Origin of the sequence: Ruegeria alba (assembly GCF_022321465.1) — a bacterium.
Lineage (GTDB): Bacteria > Pseudomonadota > Alphaproteobacteria > Rhodobacterales > Rhodobacteraceae > Ruegeria_B > Ruegeria_B alba.
Genome location: NZ_JAKOEM010000031.1, coordinates 1 through 16,758, shown reverse-complemented (window position 1 = coordinate 16,758; position 16,758 = coordinate 1). Strand labels below are relative to the sequence as shown.

Below are 16,758 nucleotides of genomic sequence, written 5' to 3'. Positions count from 1 at the left end.
GGAAACACAACGGCCAATGTTGCGAAGGTGAAATTACAAGGATCAGGAAACAAGAACGCCTCCATGCGGGATCTTAACCTCAACCAGAGAACGTCGGTTGCCAGGGAAATGCTCGGAAACTGGAAGGACCAACAAGGTCACTTTACCAAGGACCAATAGACAAAAAGGGGACTATCATATGTACGGTTTCAAAGCTGTAAAATTTCAAGGAAAGAAAACTGCTCGCAAGGCACTTAGTACGCTTGAAGATTATGCTCCGGCCTACGCTTGGTGTGATGACGTAGCCGTGGTGTCGCGCAACCATCTTGGCTTGCTGAGCATTCATAGCACTTGGTCAGCCGATGGTGCGCTGGGAGAGGAAACCGGCTGGGGCCTAATTACGGGTGGGCTGGTTGGATTGTTGTTCGGTCCTGCTGGGGCGGCCGCGGGCGCAGCAATGGGCGGCAGCTTTGGTGCAATGTTTGGCGCTATCGACGAGTTGGCCTTTGACGATCCTGTGCTGGCGGACTTTGCCGGTTCGCTTGAACGAGATACATCTGCTCTGGTCCTGGTGGGCAAAAACGCGACGTTGGATGACTTCGCGTCGGCAGTAGAGCCGCTAGGTGGCACGATCGTGTCAACAGACATTGACGAAAAGGACATGAAGGCACTGCGCGCGGCACTCAAGCACACCGGCTGATAAATTGTCCCATCGTGTCGCCGATAATGGGTGATCCGAGATGCACCGATATCAGCCTAACAAAACTCGAAATAACTATTGTGGAGCAATCCAATGAAATACCCTTCAGTCTTGGTGGCGTCGGCCTTGGCGTCATTCGTGCTGGTCTCAGGTACTGCCGAAGCCCAGGATTACGATCTCGTCATCCTGAATGGTCGGGTCATGGACCCTGAGACCCTGTATGACGGCATTGCCAATGTCGGGATTTCGGACGGTCGTATCGTCGAGATTTCCAAGGAACCCCTGTCGGGGACGAAGGAAATCGATGCCTCCGGACACATCGTTGGGCCCGGCTTCATCGACACCCATTTCCACTGGCAGCAGCCGATGGGTTATTCAATCGGGCTTCGTGACGGATTGACCACCAGCCTGGACATCGAAGAGGGCTGCGCCGGCACAATCATCGCCGAGTGGTACGAGTCGCGTGCCGGTGTGACGCAGGCGAATTACGGATGTGCATCCAGCCATGAGCAGGCCCGCGCCATCGTTCTCGACGGGTTCTCCGACAAGGAAATCCTGCTTCATGGACCCGCCGCGGCGTTGGAGATTCGGAAGGGTTCGGGTTGGAGCCTGACCGAGGCAGACTACGATACGGGCAACGAGATCCTGCGGATCATTGACAAGGGTCTTCAGGACGGTGGTCTTGGTATCGGCAGCACCCTTGGTTACATGCGGGATGGTGTGACCTCGCGCGAGATGTTCGAAGTGCAGAAGGTTGCGGCCCGCTATGGCAGGCATACAGCCGTACACACCCGATTTACCCCTGACAACGCCACTTTCGAGAATCTCGGCCTTCAGGAAATCATCGCCAACGCGCTGGCTCTGGACGCGCCGGCCACGATCAATCACTACAACAACCCGGGTTGGCGCCTTGGCCACGAACTCATTCAGCGTTTGCAGGAACAGGGTTACAACATCTGGGGCGAGATCTATCCCTATGCTGCGGGCTCCACGGCGCTGAACGCGGTCTTCCTGAAGCCAGAAAACTGGGTAGATCGCCTGGGCCACAGCTACGAGGATACGTTGCAGGATCCTGTGACTGGAGATTTCTATACGCTGGAAAGCTATAACAAGGCCGTGGAGGAAACCCCGACCAAGGAAATCGTGCTCTTCAAGATGCCGCCCGAAGACTCCTTGAAATGGCTGACACTCAAGGGCACGACCATGGCCAGCGATGCGATGTTCGCCGAGCCCTTGCTCGCACCTTGGAATACTCCATTCGAGGAGTTGGGCAACATGCATCCGCGCGGCGCCGGTGCGCGCGCTGCCACGCTGCGCCTCGGGCGCGAGAACGATATCCCGATTATGCAGCTGTTGTCGATCCTCAGCTACAACGCCGCGCACCATTTGGGCCGGACAGGGCTGAAGGCCATGCAGGAGCGGGGCCGGATACAAGAGGGTATGGTCGCAGATATCGTGGTGTTCGATCCCGAGATCGTGACCGACAATTCCACTTATGATCAGGGCTCGATCCCATCGACAGGTTTCAAGGCCGTTATTGTAAACGGCGAGGTCACGGTGCGCGACGACGAACTGCTGGAAGTGTTCGCTGGCCAGCCGATCCGTTTCGAGCCCGAGGCCGGGCCGCGTTTCGAGCCGGTCTCGGAAGAGGCTTGGAACCGAGAGTTTTCGACCGGGATGCCGGATGTGGCACCCGGGATTCCTCCGAAAGGCGGCAATTGAAACTGCCTTGTGCGTTTGAGAGGTTTGGAATGCGGTTCTTTTTGACAACTGTGGCGGCCATTCTGGCCGCCACGCCGATGTTGGCCGGTCCCCGCGCCATCGATTTCAACCAACTGCCGGATCCTGCCGCGTTGGCCTTCGAAGATCCATTCATCGAGATGGAACTGAAGGACCTGGAAGACCTACGCACTGTCGTGCGCTTGCAAGAGCGATTGAACAGCGAGACGTTTGACGCCAACACGCGAAACAGGCTTGCTGCTCAGGTCAATGAGGCCCGCAAATCGCTGGCGCAAGAAGGCCATGACATTGAGGAACTGCTGGCGGCCCGTTGGGAGGTGGCAATTCAACGAAAACGCGCCAAGCTCGCAACCAATCCTGCTTATGACAGTGCCGAAGTTGTCTTGGATGGGTTCCTGATACCCGCTGAAACCGACCCGGATGGTGCTTCGGTGGGTTACCTGGTGTCCGAGATTGGGCTATGCAGTCACAAACCGGCACCGCCGCCGAACCAGTTGGTGCGCGTCCGTTATGAGGGAAGTTTTCCAACCAGGAACCTGTATGTGCCAGTCCGCGTTATGGGCACCTTGTCTACGGACCCAAAAGATCAGACAATATTCATGTTGGATGGCACCGTGCGCATGACGAGCATGTGGAATTTGTCTGCTTACAGGATCACCGTGCAGGGACCAGTCGCGGAGATCGAGATCGGCCAAGGCGCGCAGGGCGGTATCGATCCTTTGGCCGTCGTGCAGGGTTCGGAATGAACAGCCTGAAACGAAGCCTGGATGTGTTTCACCAACTTAATTCCTTTGGGCGCTGACAGATGATCTTTGCGCAACCTGGGTCTTTGCTCGGCCCTCGTCCCTGCAGGAGCAGGGCGGGACTGGTGATTTTTTCTCTTTTGTTGCTTTTCGCATATCCGGCGCAACCGCTTGCACAAAGCTTGGAGAACCTCGGATTCGAGTCGCGCCTCAGTGTAGCTGGCACACTCGCGGCTGAGGCCGAGGGTCAGAGAACTGGTCTCCTTGAGGGGGCAATCGCCCAGAGAAAGAACTTCGAAGCTCGAGCCGGCGTCTCCTTCGGTATCGACAATCAAATCCAATACTTGGGCACGAATTCCGGCAAAAAACCTTCTGACGCATCTTCGAATGCGTTTCGCCTCTATGGCACATGGAGGGCCGTGGGTCAGAACACGTCGAACGACGGTACGTTGGTTTTCAAGGTCGAGAACCGATCCGCCATCGGAAACAGGATGTCCACACAGGCGCTTGGGCCGTCTCTTGGGTATGCCGGTCTGTTCTCATCCACCTTCAGCGATGCGGGCTGGGTCTTGACCAATTTCTATTGGCGCCAGCGCTTTGCGAGCGGTCGCGGCAGTTTCGTGATCGGACAGGTCGATGTCACCGACTATGTGAATGTCGATGGGCTGGCGAACCCCTGGACGGCGTTTACAAATCTTGAGTTTCAGCAGCAATCAACCTTTCCGGCCCCCAGTCAGGGTTTGGGCGCTGCACTCAGGTGGCGGGTCGATAATAATTGGGTCATTCTGGCTGGTTTCGCACACGCAAATGGTGATCCATCTGACCCAGGTCGAAGCGCAAAAGACCTTTTCGAGACCGGCGAAACCTTCAAGCATTTCGCAATCGGCTGGACCCCTGATTGGGGGGCACTCTTTGATCGGCTCTTGCAGCTTACAGTCTGGCAGGTTGATGAACGCACTGCAGCCGGCGTTCCGGAGGGTCATGGTGTCTCATTTGCCGCAAGCGGCCGTTCCGGTTCCTGGCATCGTACGTTTCGCGTCGGTTATGCAAACGGTGGTGGTACTGCGCTGGATCGTTCGATCAGCTTTGCGACTGCATACGAGGCACGCGGTGGTAAGGACTTAGCCGGCCTTGGATTGAATTGGGGACGTGCACCTGGAAGTTCGCTGAATCAGTACACGCTGGAAGCGTTTTACCGTTATGATCTGAACGATTTCTTCCAGATCACGCCTCAGGTTCAATATGTTGTGAATCCGATCGGCGATCCGAGCTCTGACGCCATCGCGGTCTTCGGAGTACGTTTGAGAGCAGTATTCTAACCCTGTTGGGGCTGTGTCAAAAAAACCGAGGGGGGGTATCGAATGAGGGCGTTGCACGTCGAAAACCTGACTTTCAATTGGCCCGGGTCGGAAAAAGCGACGCTGCGCATACCAAACCTGTCGCTGGCTCAGGGTGAGCGGAATTTCTTGTTTGGCCCCAGCGGGTGCGGAAAATCCACGCTCCTCTCAGCTATCGCAGGCGTGGTGGATGTTTCACCGGGGGCTATCCTGGTCGCGAACAACGACATAGGCGCGTTGAATGGCGGTGCGCGGGATCGGTTCCGGGTGGACCATATCGGCATGATCTTTCAGGTGTTCAATCTGATTCCGTGGCTGAGCGCGCTCGAGAACGTCCTTCTGCCCTGTACATTTTCCAAGCGTCGGCTTGCGCGCGCGGGTGAGGATCCTGCGGGAACGGCCCGACATCTGCTCGACGAATTGGGCCTGTCGGATCCGTCCCTGGTATCCAAGCCAGCCAACGAACTCAGCGTGGGCCAGCAACAACGGGTTGCCGCCGCGCGCGCGCTGATCGGCAAGCCGGACCTGATCCTGGCGGACGAGCCGACCTCGGCGCTCGATGAGGCGGCCAAGGCGGTCTTTGTCGATCTGCTGGCGAGGGAATGCGCCGAAGCGGGCAGCGCGCTGCTCTTCGTCAGCCATGACCGCAGCCTGGAGCATCATTTCGACCGCAGTGTTGATTTCGTCGCCCTCAACGGGGGCGCGGCCTGATGCTAGTGTTCAGCCTGCGCAGCCTGTGGAACCGCCGCTTCGTGGCCGGCCTGACTGTGCTGGCCATCAGCCTCAGCGTCGCGCTGATCCTCGGTGTCGAGCGGCTCCGGGACGGCGCGCGCGACAGCTTTGCCAACTCCGCGTCAGGGATCGACCTGATCGTGGCGCCGCGCGGCAATCCGGTGCAGATCCTGATGGCCTCCGTCTTCGGCGTCGGCGGCACCGGGACGGGCATGACATGGGACAGCTTCGAGTGGCTGGAAGATCGGCCCGAGGTGGCCTGGGCGGTTCCGATCCAGATGGGCGACAATCATCGCGGCTATCCGGTGATCGGGACGGATGCATCGTATTTCGAGCATTTCCGACACTCTGGCGGTCAACCTCTCTCCCTCGCCGCAGGCACGTTCCTTTCCGGTGACGGGGCGGATGCCGCCGTGGTCGGGGCCGAGGTCGCGGCACGGTTCGGCTATGCCCTCGGTGCGGTGATCGTCAACGCCCACGGCGCGGGCGAGGTTTCCTTCGACCTGCACTACGACGCGCCCTTCACCATATCGGGCGTGCTCGCGCCGACGAGCACCGCCGTCGACCGGATGGTCTTCGTCACGCTCGAAGGGTTCGACGCCCTGCATGCGCAAGAAGACGCGCCGCTGGCCGACCCCCTGGACTCGACCGTTATGCCCGCCGACGGCCATGGTGAGGATGACGCGCACGACGACCATGAAGATCATGGCGACCACGAAGCGCATGAGGACCACGAAGATCATGGCGACCCCGAAGGCACGGAGGCCGGACACGGTCACGAACCGGACCGGATCAATGCTGTCTACGTTGGGTTGATTGATCGGACCAATGTCCTCGGCCTGCAACGGGCCGTCAACGAACGCCCCTCTGATGCGTTGAGCGCAGTCCTCCCGGCGGTCGCGCTCGCCGAGCTTTGGGGGATCACCGGGACGGCGGAGCGCGCGATGCGACTGATGGCTTGGGCCGTGGCCTTGGCAGGAATGATCGGCATGGTGGTGATGCTCTCTGCGACCCTCGACACCCGCCGCCGAGAATTCGCGATCCTGCGGTCTGTTGGGGCCACACCAACGCGTATCTTCACGTTGATCGTCACGGAAGCCGCCGTCCTCACCGCGGCGGGGCTGATCCTTGGCCTTGTTCTGCTCACGGTGGCCACGTTCGTGACCGACCCGATCCTATCCGCCCGTTTCGGTCTGCGATTGGGATTGAATGTGTTCGGTATGCGCGAATTGCCCACCCTTTTCCTCATCTTCTGCGCCGGGCTCATTGCCTCGCTTGTCCCGGCAATTCGGGTCTATCGCATGACGCTGGCCGACGGACTGTCGGTTCGGCTATGATAAATCAAGGGGATATTTGCATGACCATGTTCGCCCGCCTCGTCTTGATATTCTCGCTTTCCGTTCCTCCGGGTCTCGTACAAGCGTCTGATCCGCGGGAAATCTCCTGGGATACGCTCTCGCCTCCAGCCGCCGTAATCGAGAACCCGTTCGAGAACCTCACCGGCGACCAGATGGACAGCCTCCGCCAGATCCTGCGGTTCGAGGCACGGGCCGAGCGGAGCGATGACGCTGAAGCCCGCGCCGAAGCGCAAGCATTGCGCAAACAATTGGCCGAGGAGGGCCTCGATGTCGACGGGTTGTTCGCCGCGCGCCTCGCGATCATGGAAGAACGTGAAGCCGCGGCCACCGAGGTGAACGAAGACCTCGTTGGCATGAGCGTCCGTCTGCCGGGCTATGTTCTGCCCCTGGAATTCAAGGGTCGTAAGGTCGTCGAGTTTCTCCTCGTGCCTACGGTCGGCGCCTGCATCCATACTCCGCCTCCGCCCGCCAACCAGATCGTCCATGTCGTGTATCCCCAGGGCATCGAGGTGAACGGTCTCTTCACCCCCGTATGGATCACCGGGACCATGGTCGCCCAGAGTTCGGTTCAGACGGTTGGCTATGTCGACGGACAGGCTCCGGTTTATGTCAGCTATTCGATGCAACCGCTGCTGGTCGAGGACTATGGCAGCTGAGGATCTTGTCGGCTCCAGACGGCGGTGTCAGAAGAAATCCGGTTCAGACGGGCAGGGCGCTCTCGTGGGCTCTCGGCGCACCGAAACCTGATCTGTTCAAATATTTCCACATCAGCCCAGAGATCATTTGTCTGGTGGTGATGTTGTACGTCAGATTTCCCCTGTCACGGCGCAATGTCGAGGATCTGCCTCATGAGCGCGGTTTCGATCGTCACCGATATCCCGGTCTGTCGTTCCACCTCCGCCGAGATCTGCGCCGCCAACAGGGCCGCCACCCGCCCGGGCCAGGTGACCCAGACATCCCGCTCTTGCTGCGCGAGGCGAAACACCAGTGTTTCCGCCCGCGCCCGGTCGACCAGCGCGCCTTTCTTCTTCTGGATCGCAAGCTGGCGTTCCTGCGCCTGGTAGACCGTCAGCGCCGTGCGCGCTTTCAGATAAGACGAGGTCTCACCCGGACCGCTGATCAATCCGTCCTCGCCCAGCGATCGGCGCTGCTGGTCGGGGTCGGTCATATCTGCCCGGCGCACATCCGAGCCGTCTGCATCGATCGAGCCATCGTCGAAGAGCACCAGCCGCCCGTTCCGGCGGGCCTTCTGCACGCCGCCGCGCGACAGTCCGGAATGGGCGGCATACTCTCGCTCGCTCATCTCTTGCATGGCCAGAATGCTCCACTCAAGCCGATGATATCATTCGGATTTGAGTTGATAGATCGGCGCGACAGAGCGAGTCTGATCGCAAGAAAACGATGCAACTCACCCAAGGATGACCCGCCATGACCACCTGCCGCAAGACCCGGAGCAACGACGAGGCCCTGAGCGCCTTCATCGCCGCCAAGACCGAGATCGACGTGATGCTCGATCGTCTGAAAGCCCTCAGCGCCGACCATTTTGAGTTCGACCAGGAGGCCATCAACTGGGGCGCCGTCGGATCGCTCAACTCTGTCGCCGCCGATCTGCGCAAGATCACCGACTTCCTTTTTGGCGAGGTCGAACACGCCGCCTGAGGCGCCCAAAGGCGAAACTGGCGCCTCGCGAGAGCGGGGCTTGCCTCCGTAGAAGGCGCGCCAGGCGCGCGCCAAAACCCCGGAGGTCCCAATGTCAAATCTCACCGATACCCAATCCATCATTCTATCCCGTGCGGCCGCCCGGCCGGGGAACCTGGCCCTGCCGCTGCCCGACGGGCTGCACGGCGCTGCCGCAAGAACAGTCGTCGGCAAGATGATGTCCCGTGGCTGGCTTGAAGAGGTTGACGCCAACCTGCGCCAGGGAGAACCCCTGTGGCGTGAGACCGGCGATGGTCACGGCACCACGCTCATTACCACCGAGGCCGGGCTGGCAACAATCGGGATCGAGCCGGTGGTGGCTGGTGCGGCCGCCCGGGCGCGCAAGGCGAAGGTGGAGACGGGAGCGGCGTCCGAGGTCAGTGACGCCTCGAACCCCATCGTCGTCCGTGCCGGCACAAAACAGGCGCAGATCATCGCCATGCTGCAGCGGCCCGAGGGCGCGACCATCACAGAGATTGTCGCTGCGACCTCATGGCAAGTGCATTCGGTGAGGGGGATGATCTCGGGCGCGCTCAAGAAAAAGCTGGGCCTGCCCATCACCGCTGAGAAGGTTGAGGGCAGGGCGACGGTGTACCGGATTGACCTCGTGTCCATACCATCCACAAACTGACTTATCGGTATCGTTTTGGCGGCTCCGAAACTCGATCCCCCGGAATGGCGGAAAGTCAGCTTACCGGCGAGCGCGCTCTGCTGTTCTTGAGGGCTGCAAAAATCCCGCCGGTTTCCGCCAGAACCGCTTCATCGCCCGTGAACGATTGCCAGCGTTCGATGGCAACATCGACATAGGCCGGGTTGAGTTCAACGCCGAAGCAGACCCCGCCTGTGGTTTCGGCCGCGATCATTGTTGTGCCCGATCCCATGAAAGGCTCTTACACTGCCTGGCCGGGGCTGGAGTTGTTCAGGATTGGCCGGCGCATGCATTCCACCGGCTTCTGGGTGCCGTGCACCGTGTCGGCGTCCTGGTCCCGGTTGGCGATCTGCCAGAGGGTGGTCTGTTTGCGATCTCCGGCCCAGTGGCCCTTGCCCTTGGCACGCACAGCATACCAACAGGGTTCGTGCTGCCAGTGATAATCCCCACGGCTCAACACCAGTCGGTCTTTGGCCCAGATGATCTGTGACCGGATGGCAAAACCCGCCGCTGTCAGGCTCTCGGCCACCGTCGTAGCATGCAGCGCCCCGTGCCAGACGTAGGCGACATCGCCGGAAAACAGAGACCATGCCTCGCGCCAGTCGGCCCGGTCGTCATTCAGCACCTTTCCGGTGCGCTTGGTCTTTGCCGCGCCGGCTTGATTGCGCCAGGAGGGATCATACTCCACACCATAGGGCGGGTCGGTAACCATCAACAATGGCCGTACATCGCCCAGCAGTCGCCCGACCACATCGGCGCTGGTGCTGTCGCCACAAATCAGGCGATGCGGTCCGAGCTGCCAGATATCGCCCAGCGCCGACACCGGCGTGACCGGCAAATCGGGTACATCGTCCTCGCCCTCGACCGGGCCATCGCCGCCCAGCGCCTCGGGGTCGCGCAGCAGGGCATCCAGATCGTCATCACTGATGCCGAGAACATCGAGGTCGAAATCCTCGGCCAGCAGTCCCGCAATTTCGTCGCGCAGCAGGGCCTCGTCCCAGTCGCCAAGTTCCGTCAGCTTGTTGTCGGCGATCCGGTAGGCGCGGCGCTCGGCCTCGTCGAGATGGCTGAGCCGGATCACCGGCACCTCGGTCAGCCCCAGCATGGTGGCCGCCAGTACCCGGCCATGTCCGGCGATCAGTTCGCCGTCATCGGCCACCATGCAGGGCACGGTCCAGCCGAACTTGGCCATGCTGGCGGCGATCTTCGCCACCTGGTCGTCGCCGTGCATCTTGGCATTGCGGGCATAGGGGCGCAGCCGGGCAATCGGCCAGGATTCAACCTGGCTCGGCGCGAAGACGAGGTCCATGGGGCAGTTCTCGGATGCAGGGAAAACGAAAGCGCCCGCGAGGGGTTCCCTCCGGGCGCTATTCTTCGATGATCAATGGGTAGGTCAAGAGGGGCAGCTTTGTCAATTCGAAAAGTGACGTGGATTCAAAGCCTTCCAAGAAGGGTGGCTTCCGGCCGGGGTGGATTCCCTGAAGGTGGATTCCCTGGATTCCGACCGGGAGGCCACCTTAGCCAGTTCATGATTTCGTAAGCCTTTGTTTTGGAGTCGAATTTCCGGCCGGCATCTGCAGGGTGGATTCCAGGTGGATTCCCCGGTGAGGAATCCAGTCGCTAGCGAAGTGCCGCGCTGAGCCCCCCCGCATAGGTTTTGCGCCGGGGAGGAACCAGAGGGGGGGGGGTGCTCAGCGTTTTGATGCAGAGCAGACCTTTGTGCATCTTGCCGCTAGAGAACAGTTTGAGCATTATTCCGATCTTGATCTCTCGGCTAGCCACCACGTCTCGATGGGCCCCATCCCCTTGACTTCGACCGTGCCGCGCGACTCGAAAATGTAGCGCCCATCCAACTCCGCCTTGGCTGCTTCCGTCACCTGAATACGGCCTGGCTCCCCGTGACTCTCCATACGGCTGGCTGTGTTTACCGTTTCACCCCAGACATCGTAGAACAGCTTGCGATTGCCGATCACTCCCGCCACCGCCGGCCCGGCGTGCAAACCGATGCGCAGTTCCACGGCGTCAGGCAAGGTTTCTGCAACCTTCAACATGTCCAGCGCCATCTCCGCCACCCGATGGACGGGATCGCCCACCGGTTTGGGCATACCCGCGGCAACCATGTAGGCGTCTCCGATGGTCTTGATCTTCTCCAGCCCGTGCTTTTCGGCAAGGTGGTCAAATTCGGTGAAGATTCGGTTGAGGAATTCGACGATCTCCTCGGGCTGCATCTGCGCGCTGCGCGGGGTGAAGTTGACGATATCGGCGAATAGAATGGCAACCTTAGGCAGGCTGTCGGCGATTGTCCGGTCTGGTTCAAGCTTCAGCCGGGCGGCGATGTCTTCTGGGAGCAGATTGTAGAGCAGCGTCTCTGATCGTGCATACTCAGCTTCGAGCGCATCTTCGGCGTTGGCCGCGACCTCGGTGTTCAGGGCAAACAATATGCAAAACGTCAGCGCGTTTCCGACAAGGTTAAAAATAACAAACAGTGACAGCCAAAAGATCGGGATTTCGTACCACGGCTCCCACAGTATCCCAACCAACCCAACTGCAACAAAGATCAAAGCCGAAAAACAACTAATAGCTACTCTGACGCGAAGTTCGATGGGCATCCAGAAAACCAATACTGCTGGCGTCAATGCCCAGAGAAACCAGCACGAATTCAGACCAAATGCCAATGTTGCCAGCCCTGCGTGAACCGGCATTTCCACGACGGGGCCAATCAGAAACGGAACGGTAATGTTCCGAAACCGCAAAGTGATGAAAACGCAAAGGCCAAACGCGATCAAGCTGACGATGTTGTAGTAGACAAGCGGCATCGCATTCAGTTGGTGGAACATGACCACAGCAACTGCGTGATAAACCAAGCCCAACGGATAACCGATCTTGGACAACAGATAGAGGCGTGCGGTCCGCTGGCTTAGGTTTTGCGGTGTATAGGAGAGCGTCTCACCAATTTGGCGGAATACAGGGATCATTTTTGTGATCCCGACAACCACCACGTCTCCACCTCTCCCATCCCTTTGACCATGACTGTGCCGCGAGGCTCGAACGTGTAATCGCCCTCCAGTTCCGCCTTGGCCGCCGCCGTCACCTGGATGCGTCCAGGCTCGCCATGGCTCTCCATACGGCTGGCGGTGTTCACTGTCTCGCCCCAGACATCGTAGAAGAGCTTGCGGTTGCCGATCACACCGGCCACAGCCGGACCGGCATGAAGGCCTATGCGCAGCTCGACATTGTCGGGTAGACCTTTTGCAACCTCGTGCATATCCAGCGCCATCGCGGCCACCCGATGCACCGGGTCGCCGCAGGGGTTCGGCATACCGGCGGCAACCATGTAGGCATCCCCGATGGTCTTGATCTTCTCCAGCTCGTGCTTTTCGGCAAGGTGGTCAAATTCGGTGAAGATCCGGTTGAGGAATTCGACGATCTCCTCGGGTTGCATCTGCGCGCTGCGGGGGGTGAAGTTGACGATATCGGCAAAGAGGATCGCAACCTTGGGCAGGCTGTCGGCGATGGTCTGATCGGGCGCAGCCTTGAGCCGCGCGGCGATCTCGGAGGGCAGAAGGTTGTAGAGAAGGGCTTCGGAGCGCGCGTGTTCGGCTTCGAGGGCGTCTTCGGCTCGGTCAGCCCGCGACACCGAAAAGAAAACAGAGGCGGCAATAATAGCGATCGGCGCAACCGCGGCCATTGACAGTGTCACCAACTGAAAAGTCGGGTCATTGGCGGCAGGCAAAGCTGGTTCTGAAATTGTAAGGTAGCAGTACAAAATGCTAAGTGAACAACATGCTATCGAGAGAACAGTGAGCCAAAGCCATTTCGGCCCGACAATTAAGACATGTAAGGCGGGAACGATGAGAAAGAAGAGAATAATGCCATTTTGTAGGCCCAACGCATGCGCATAGAACACAAAGCAACCATTGATGACCAAAGAAACAAAAATTGTGAAGACGGTTTCTCCGAGCCGAAGGACACGAGGCAAAAAATAGCAAGTTGTACCGAGTACGACACTTCCGGCCGAGGCTGGCCAAAGCGAGGAGTCGTGAAGCAAGTAATAGACACCGTGAACAGTCGAACTGACTATTCCGAACGCGCCGGCCAATCTTACGGTTAATTCCCGCCTTTGCTGTCGCGGAGGTTTGCCCTCCAACACATTGCCTAAATACCAAGCCAACCAGCGTGGCAATATTAGATTGAACTCGGACTGATCCTTCGCCAAGTCCGGGGCCTCCTTGACTGAATACGCCGAGCCTAGACCAATCTAGCGAGGTAAGTCAGGTCTTTTGCAACAGCCACCACGTCTTCACCTCTCCCATCCCTTTGATTATAACTGTGCCGCGAGGCTCGAAAGTGTAATCACCCTCCAGTTCCGACTTGGCCGCCGCTGTCACCTGGATGCGGCCGGGCACGCCGTGGCTCTCCATCCGGCTGGCCGTGTTCACCGTGTCGCCCCAGACGTCATAGAACAGTTTCTGGTGCCCGATCACGCCCGCGACCACAGGGCCGGTATGCAGGCCGATACGGATCTCGATCTCTTCGCCCAATTCATCCGAGAGGGCACGCAGGGTGGCGAGCATGTCGAAGGCCATTTTGGCGATGCGATGCACTGGCCGGTCGACCGGCTGCGGCAGCCCGGCGGCAACCATGTAGGCATCCCCGATGGTCTTGATTTTCTCCAGCCCGTGCTTGGCGGCAAGCTCGTCGAAGGTGGAAAAGATGCGGTTCAGAAAGCTCACCAGATCGTTCGGGGCCATCCGGGCAGAGCGGGGGGTGAAGTTTACGATATCGGCAAAGAGGATCGCGGTGTGGTCGAGGTTGTCTGCGATGGTCTGATTGGGCGCGTCTTTCAGACGGGCGGCGATCTCGGTGGGCAAGAGGTTGTAGAGCAGCGCCTCTGAGCGCGCGTGTTCGGCCTCAAGAGCGTCTTCGGCAGTTTCGGCGCGGAAAAAGGCCAAGTAGCCAATAATCAGCATCGAACCAGCCGTCCAAGCTACAGCGGACACTTGCATCCCTCGCGCGAATGCTGGGTAATTGGCGACGGCCAGCCAAGGGTCATCTGCATAGTTCAAGCAGATCAATATCAGTAAGATAGCCCCGAATGTTACCAGCGCCACGCGCCAGACCCTTTCTGCACCCAGAATAGGCAGCCACAAAATTGGCGTCAGCAACATGTAGAGGTACATGCCGCTTTGATTTCCGATCAAAAACGTCTGAAGAGTAAAAAGACCCCCGATAACACTAGACCAACCAAGCACAGTCAAATCAGGAATCGCTGAATAAAGAAAAGGAGAGATAAGAAATACAAATCCGATGGTGAAAGCAGTGACGCTTGCCGGCCAGAGGGATGAATCGATGGAAAGAAACGCTACTACATGTACAATCGATGCTATGGTGTAGATGAGCATGATCGCGTTGCACATGAATTGGCGGCGCTGCTCGCGCCTTACCTTACCTTCGAGGCCAAAGTTCAGATAGCACTTCACGAAACGCGGCAAGCGGTAAGCGAACTCTGGCTGTGCTGCCGTCACTTCGGCATCTCCTTTCAAGTCGTTGTCCAGCCTAGTTCCAAAACCTGAAAAAAGAAAAGCTGCGCTTCTTCCTGCAGGTTCGACGCCAACCGCTAACAATATTTCCCTAAGGTAAACTTGGGCGATGTGGTACTCTGAACGCCTTAATCTCAGCCGAGAGCAAACTCATAAGGGGCGACTGCAATGTCGTACATTTCTGTTTCACATTGGGATACGACCGACTGGACCGATGCAATGGAGGGGCTTGCCCGCGACAAGTACGTTCCGATGGTTATGGCGCTGGGCGCACAGAGCGTCGACATGGTCAGGACGGGAGACCTGAGTTTTCTGGTCGTTACGAAATACGCCGATCAAGCTGCCGCCGAGGTCGCCCAGGCCAAGATCGACGCCATCAGAGATGAAGCAACTGAAGAACTCCCGATGCAGATGACGAGCGTTCACCGGGGTTCGACTTTCGCCAGCGGATAGCCAGCGGTGGCATTGGGAATGTTCCTTCGAATATTTGCATACATCGGTGGCGTATCGGCATTGGCTGCTCTCTACATGGTTTTGGCGGTCGTGATCGCTTTGGACTTTGCTCTCATGGGCGTGATTGACCTTGCGTCCTTGGTGCATGCGCTTTCGCCTGTTGTAGATGTGTTCCTGTATCTGATGGCAGTGCTGGATGAAGCACTATCATCCGACGCCGAGCCCATTGGAACCATTACACTGCAGGTCATCCACCTGAAGTGACACCGGTAGTATTTATCATCGCACGCTGATGTTGTTCGTTCCGCCTAAAATGTTGGCGAAGCTGGCCGCTGGCCTCCACCTAGGTGTGAGCTTTCAAGAGGTTGTCCATCCCGTTGGGACTGAGGAAGCTGAAGTTGCGACGCTTCACAGTTTCAAGGAGAATCGGAAAACTCCGCTCGGCGGGCGTTTGTGCTGGGCCCAGGGACCGGTTGTTTACGGTCGTTGTCCCCCATCACCTGCGCTGCCACGGCCTTACCTTCGGCATCGTTTCCGTCACCTCGATTGCGCGCAGCATGCCCCCGTCGGCGAGCCCATCCCGGATCCAGCCCAGCGCTTGCCACCAGTCCTCGTAGGCACGCCGCGCCGCCTCGATCTGCTGCGGGTGCGGAACGTAGGTGACCGGACAGGCCAGCACATCCATCGTCCGCCACTTGCCGCGGGACAGCACACGCTCGGTCCCGACTACCACCGTGGTCGCCCGTTCCCCATGCTGATTGCGCTTCACTTCGACCGGAACGCAGCGCGGAACGGCCCCTGGCATCCAGTCGGGCGTCAGTCCGGCCCGCGCCAGTTCTGCCACGCGGATCGCCATGCGCTTGCCGCCTAAGCTGTCCGGCATGCCGGCCACGGTTGCAGCGATCACCTCCGCATCCTCGTGGGTGTAGGTTCCGATCTTGTGCTGACCGCCGTCGATCTTGCAGCCCAGCGCCGCGCGGTGCAGCAGGACATATTCGAGGCCGAAGCCAAAGCCCTCTTCGTTTGCGTCCTGTGAAACCGGCAGCTCGAGTTGCGCCTTTTCGACTCGGAAGGCCCATTCCAGCGCCGCCATCACGCCCAGCGCCCGTTTCACCCTCGTGCCGCCCGTGCGGTCGATCCGTCCCTGGTAACTCATGGTTTTGGTCCCTCGAGTTTGGTCATTCACAGCACCCCGCGTTCCCGCATCCGGTCCGTTGTCACGAGCCCGCGGGCCAGCATGGTGTTGCGCATGGTGTTGCTGATGGCGCAGGCCGGCAGATGGCTGTCTGAGTTCACCCAGGCGGCATAGAAGGCTGTCACATCGGCGCTGGGCGTTGCCGCTGGTGCTGACATTCCGGTTTTGCCTTTCCGGCGTTTCCGGCTGGCATCATCCGCCTTGCGCTGGGCGGCGCGCTGCATGGCGCGGTCGAGCGCCTTCGGTCCATCGGGTGGTTCGGGATGGTCGTGGCGGGTGGCCTGGGCCGTGGCGATGATCTCGGCCTCGGTGAGCCCCAACGCGTCGCGCCAGCGCTGGACGTGTTGCCGGGGCGGCCAGCCCTGCCACCAGCCAGGCAGGGCGGCAGGGTCGAGGCCCAGCGCCTGGAGCAGGTCCCCAAAAAACCGATCAGAGATCTCTGCGCGCGCTTGCGCGCCCTCCTCCTCCTTTACTGGTTTACTTAGTGGTTCTCTTACAAGGTTAGTGTCCGGATTTCGGACACGGCTTTCGCGATTTTCCGGACACGGCTTTGGCAGAAAACCGGACACGGCTTTTGCCTCAATCCCATGTCCGATTTCCGGACACGGCAGGGTGTTGATGACCTCATCGAAGG

The 16,758-nt window shown here is 59.3% G+C and carries 16 protein-coding genes and 3 pseudogenes; 12 read left to right on the top strand and 7 right to left on the bottom strand.

The window, feature by feature from the left end; all coding sequences use genetic code 11:
• Window positions 1-178 precede the first annotated feature (178 nt).
• From MB818_RS20625 to MB818_RS20590, 8 genes and pseudogenes are all read left to right on the top strand, one after another.
• Window positions 179-679 carry a DUF1269 domain-containing protein gene (locus MB818_RS20625; RefSeq protein ID WP_234140875.1) on the top strand — a complete coding sequence of 167 codons (501 nt, stop codon included), beginning with the start codon at window positions 179-181 and terminating at the stop codon, window positions 677-679.
• A gap of 93 nt (window positions 680-772) precedes the next feature.
• Window positions 773-2,401: an amidohydrolase family protein gene (locus tag MB818_RS20620; protein WP_234140878.1), complete on the top strand. Its 1,629-nt coding sequence runs from the start codon at window positions 773-775 to the stop codon at window positions 2,399-2,401.
• A 29-nt stretch (window positions 2,402-2,430) separates the two neighbouring features.
• Complete coding sequence (locus tag MB818_RS20615; RefSeq protein WP_234164001.1) at window positions 2,431-3,165, top strand: DUF3299 domain-containing protein; 735 nt, start codon at window positions 2,431-2,433, stop codon at window positions 3,163-3,165.
• 122 nt (window positions 3,166-3,287) lie between these two features.
• Window positions 3,288-4,481: a carbohydrate porin gene (locus MB818_RS20610; protein ID WP_234217499.1), complete on the top strand. Its 1,194-nt coding sequence runs from the start codon at window positions 3,288-3,290 to the stop codon at window positions 4,479-4,481.
• Between the two features lie 42 nt (window positions 4,482-4,523).
• Window positions 4,524-5,210, top strand: a complete 687-nt coding sequence (locus tag MB818_RS20605) for an ABC transporter ATP-binding protein (RefSeq protein WP_234140885.1) — start codon at window positions 4,524-4,526, stop codon at window positions 5,208-5,210.
• Complete coding sequence (locus MB818_RS20600; protein ID WP_238906286.1) at window positions 5,210-6,568, top strand: ABC transporter permease; 1,359 nt, start codon at window positions 5,210-5,212, stop codon at window positions 6,566-6,568. Before MB818_RS20605 ends, MB818_RS20600 begins: the two co-directional genes overlap by 1 nt.
• A 20-nt stretch (window positions 6,569-6,588) precedes the next feature.
• Window positions 6,589-7,245: a DUF3299 domain-containing protein gene (locus MB818_RS20595; protein WP_234140892.1), complete on the top strand. Its 657-nt coding sequence runs from the start codon at window positions 6,589-6,591 to the stop codon at window positions 7,243-7,245.
• A gap of 92 nt (window positions 7,246-7,337) precedes the next feature.
• Window positions 7,338-7,454 (top strand): annotated as a pseudogene (locus MB818_RS20590) (IS6 family transposase); the annotation flags it as partial.
• On the opposite strand, the gene MB818_RS20585 reads toward MB818_RS20590, so the two are convergent.
• Window positions 7,410-7,901, bottom strand: a complete 492-nt coding sequence (locus MB818_RS20585) for a hypothetical protein (protein ID WP_234140894.1) — start codon at window positions 7,899-7,901, stop codon at window positions 7,410-7,412. The pseudogene MB818_RS20590 and the gene MB818_RS20585 sit on opposite strands and share 45 nt — an antisense overlap.
• A gap of 116 nt (window positions 7,902-8,017) precedes the next feature.
• Here MB818_RS20585 and MB818_RS20580 point away from each other — a divergent pair, with 116 nt between their 5' ends.
• Window positions 8,018-8,248, top strand: a complete 231-nt coding sequence (locus tag MB818_RS20580) for a hypothetical protein (protein ID WP_234178141.1) — start codon at window positions 8,018-8,020, stop codon at window positions 8,246-8,248.
• A 91-nt stretch (window positions 8,249-8,339) separates the two neighbouring features.
• The gene (locus tag MB818_RS20575; RefSeq protein ID WP_234178140.1) at window positions 8,340-8,918 is read left to right on the top strand and encodes a DUF3489 domain-containing protein; all 579 of its coding nucleotides are present in this window, start codon (window positions 8,340-8,342) and stop codon (window positions 8,916-8,918) included.
• 55 nt (window positions 8,919-8,973) lie between these two features.
• On the opposite strand, the pseudogene MB818_RS20570 reads toward MB818_RS20575, so the two are convergent.
• From MB818_RS20570 to MB818_RS20555, 4 genes and pseudogenes are all read right to left on the bottom strand, one after another.
• Window positions 8,974-10,245: pseudogene (locus MB818_RS20570) on the bottom strand (site-specific DNA-methyltransferase).
• A gap of 442 nt (window positions 10,246-10,687) precedes the next feature.
• Window positions 10,688-11,911: an adenylate/guanylate cyclase domain-containing protein gene (locus MB818_RS20565; RefSeq protein WP_238906284.1), complete on the bottom strand. Its 1,224-nt coding sequence runs from the start codon at window positions 11,909-11,911 to the stop codon at window positions 10,688-10,690.
• Window positions 11,908-13,152: an adenylate/guanylate cyclase domain-containing protein gene (locus MB818_RS20560; RefSeq protein ID WP_238906282.1), complete on the bottom strand. Its 1,245-nt coding sequence runs from the start codon at window positions 13,150-13,152 to the stop codon at window positions 11,908-11,910. Before MB818_RS20560 ends, MB818_RS20565 begins: the two co-directional genes overlap by 4 nt.
• Window positions 13,153-13,207: 55 nt before the next feature.
• Window positions 13,208-14,479, bottom strand: coding sequence for an adenylate/guanylate cyclase domain-containing protein (locus tag MB818_RS20555; protein ID WP_238906281.1), 1,272 nt, complete (start codon window positions 14,477-14,479; stop codon window positions 13,208-13,210).
• Between the two features lie 165 nt (window positions 14,480-14,644).
• On the opposite strand from MB818_RS20555, the gene MB818_RS20550 reads away from it, so the two are divergent.
• Window positions 14,645-14,929, top strand: coding sequence for a hypothetical protein (locus MB818_RS20550; RefSeq protein ID WP_238906280.1), 285 nt, complete (start codon window positions 14,645-14,647; stop codon window positions 14,927-14,929).
• A 6-nt stretch (window positions 14,930-14,935) separates the two neighbouring features.
• Window positions 14,936-15,193: a hypothetical protein gene (locus tag MB818_RS20545; RefSeq protein ID WP_238906278.1), complete on the top strand. Its 258-nt coding sequence runs from the start codon at window positions 14,936-14,938 to the stop codon at window positions 15,191-15,193.
• Window positions 15,194-15,425: 232 nt separating this feature from the next.
• Here MB818_RS20545 and MB818_RS20540 read toward each other — a convergent pair whose 3' ends face one another.
• Window positions 15,426-16,085, bottom strand: a complete 660-nt coding sequence (locus tag MB818_RS20540) for a hypothetical protein (protein ID WP_238906276.1) — start codon at window positions 16,083-16,085, stop codon at window positions 15,426-15,428.
• 26 nt (window positions 16,086-16,111) lie between these two features.
• Window positions 16,112-16,758: pseudogene (locus MB818_RS20535) on the bottom strand (helix-turn-helix domain-containing protein); the annotation flags it as partial.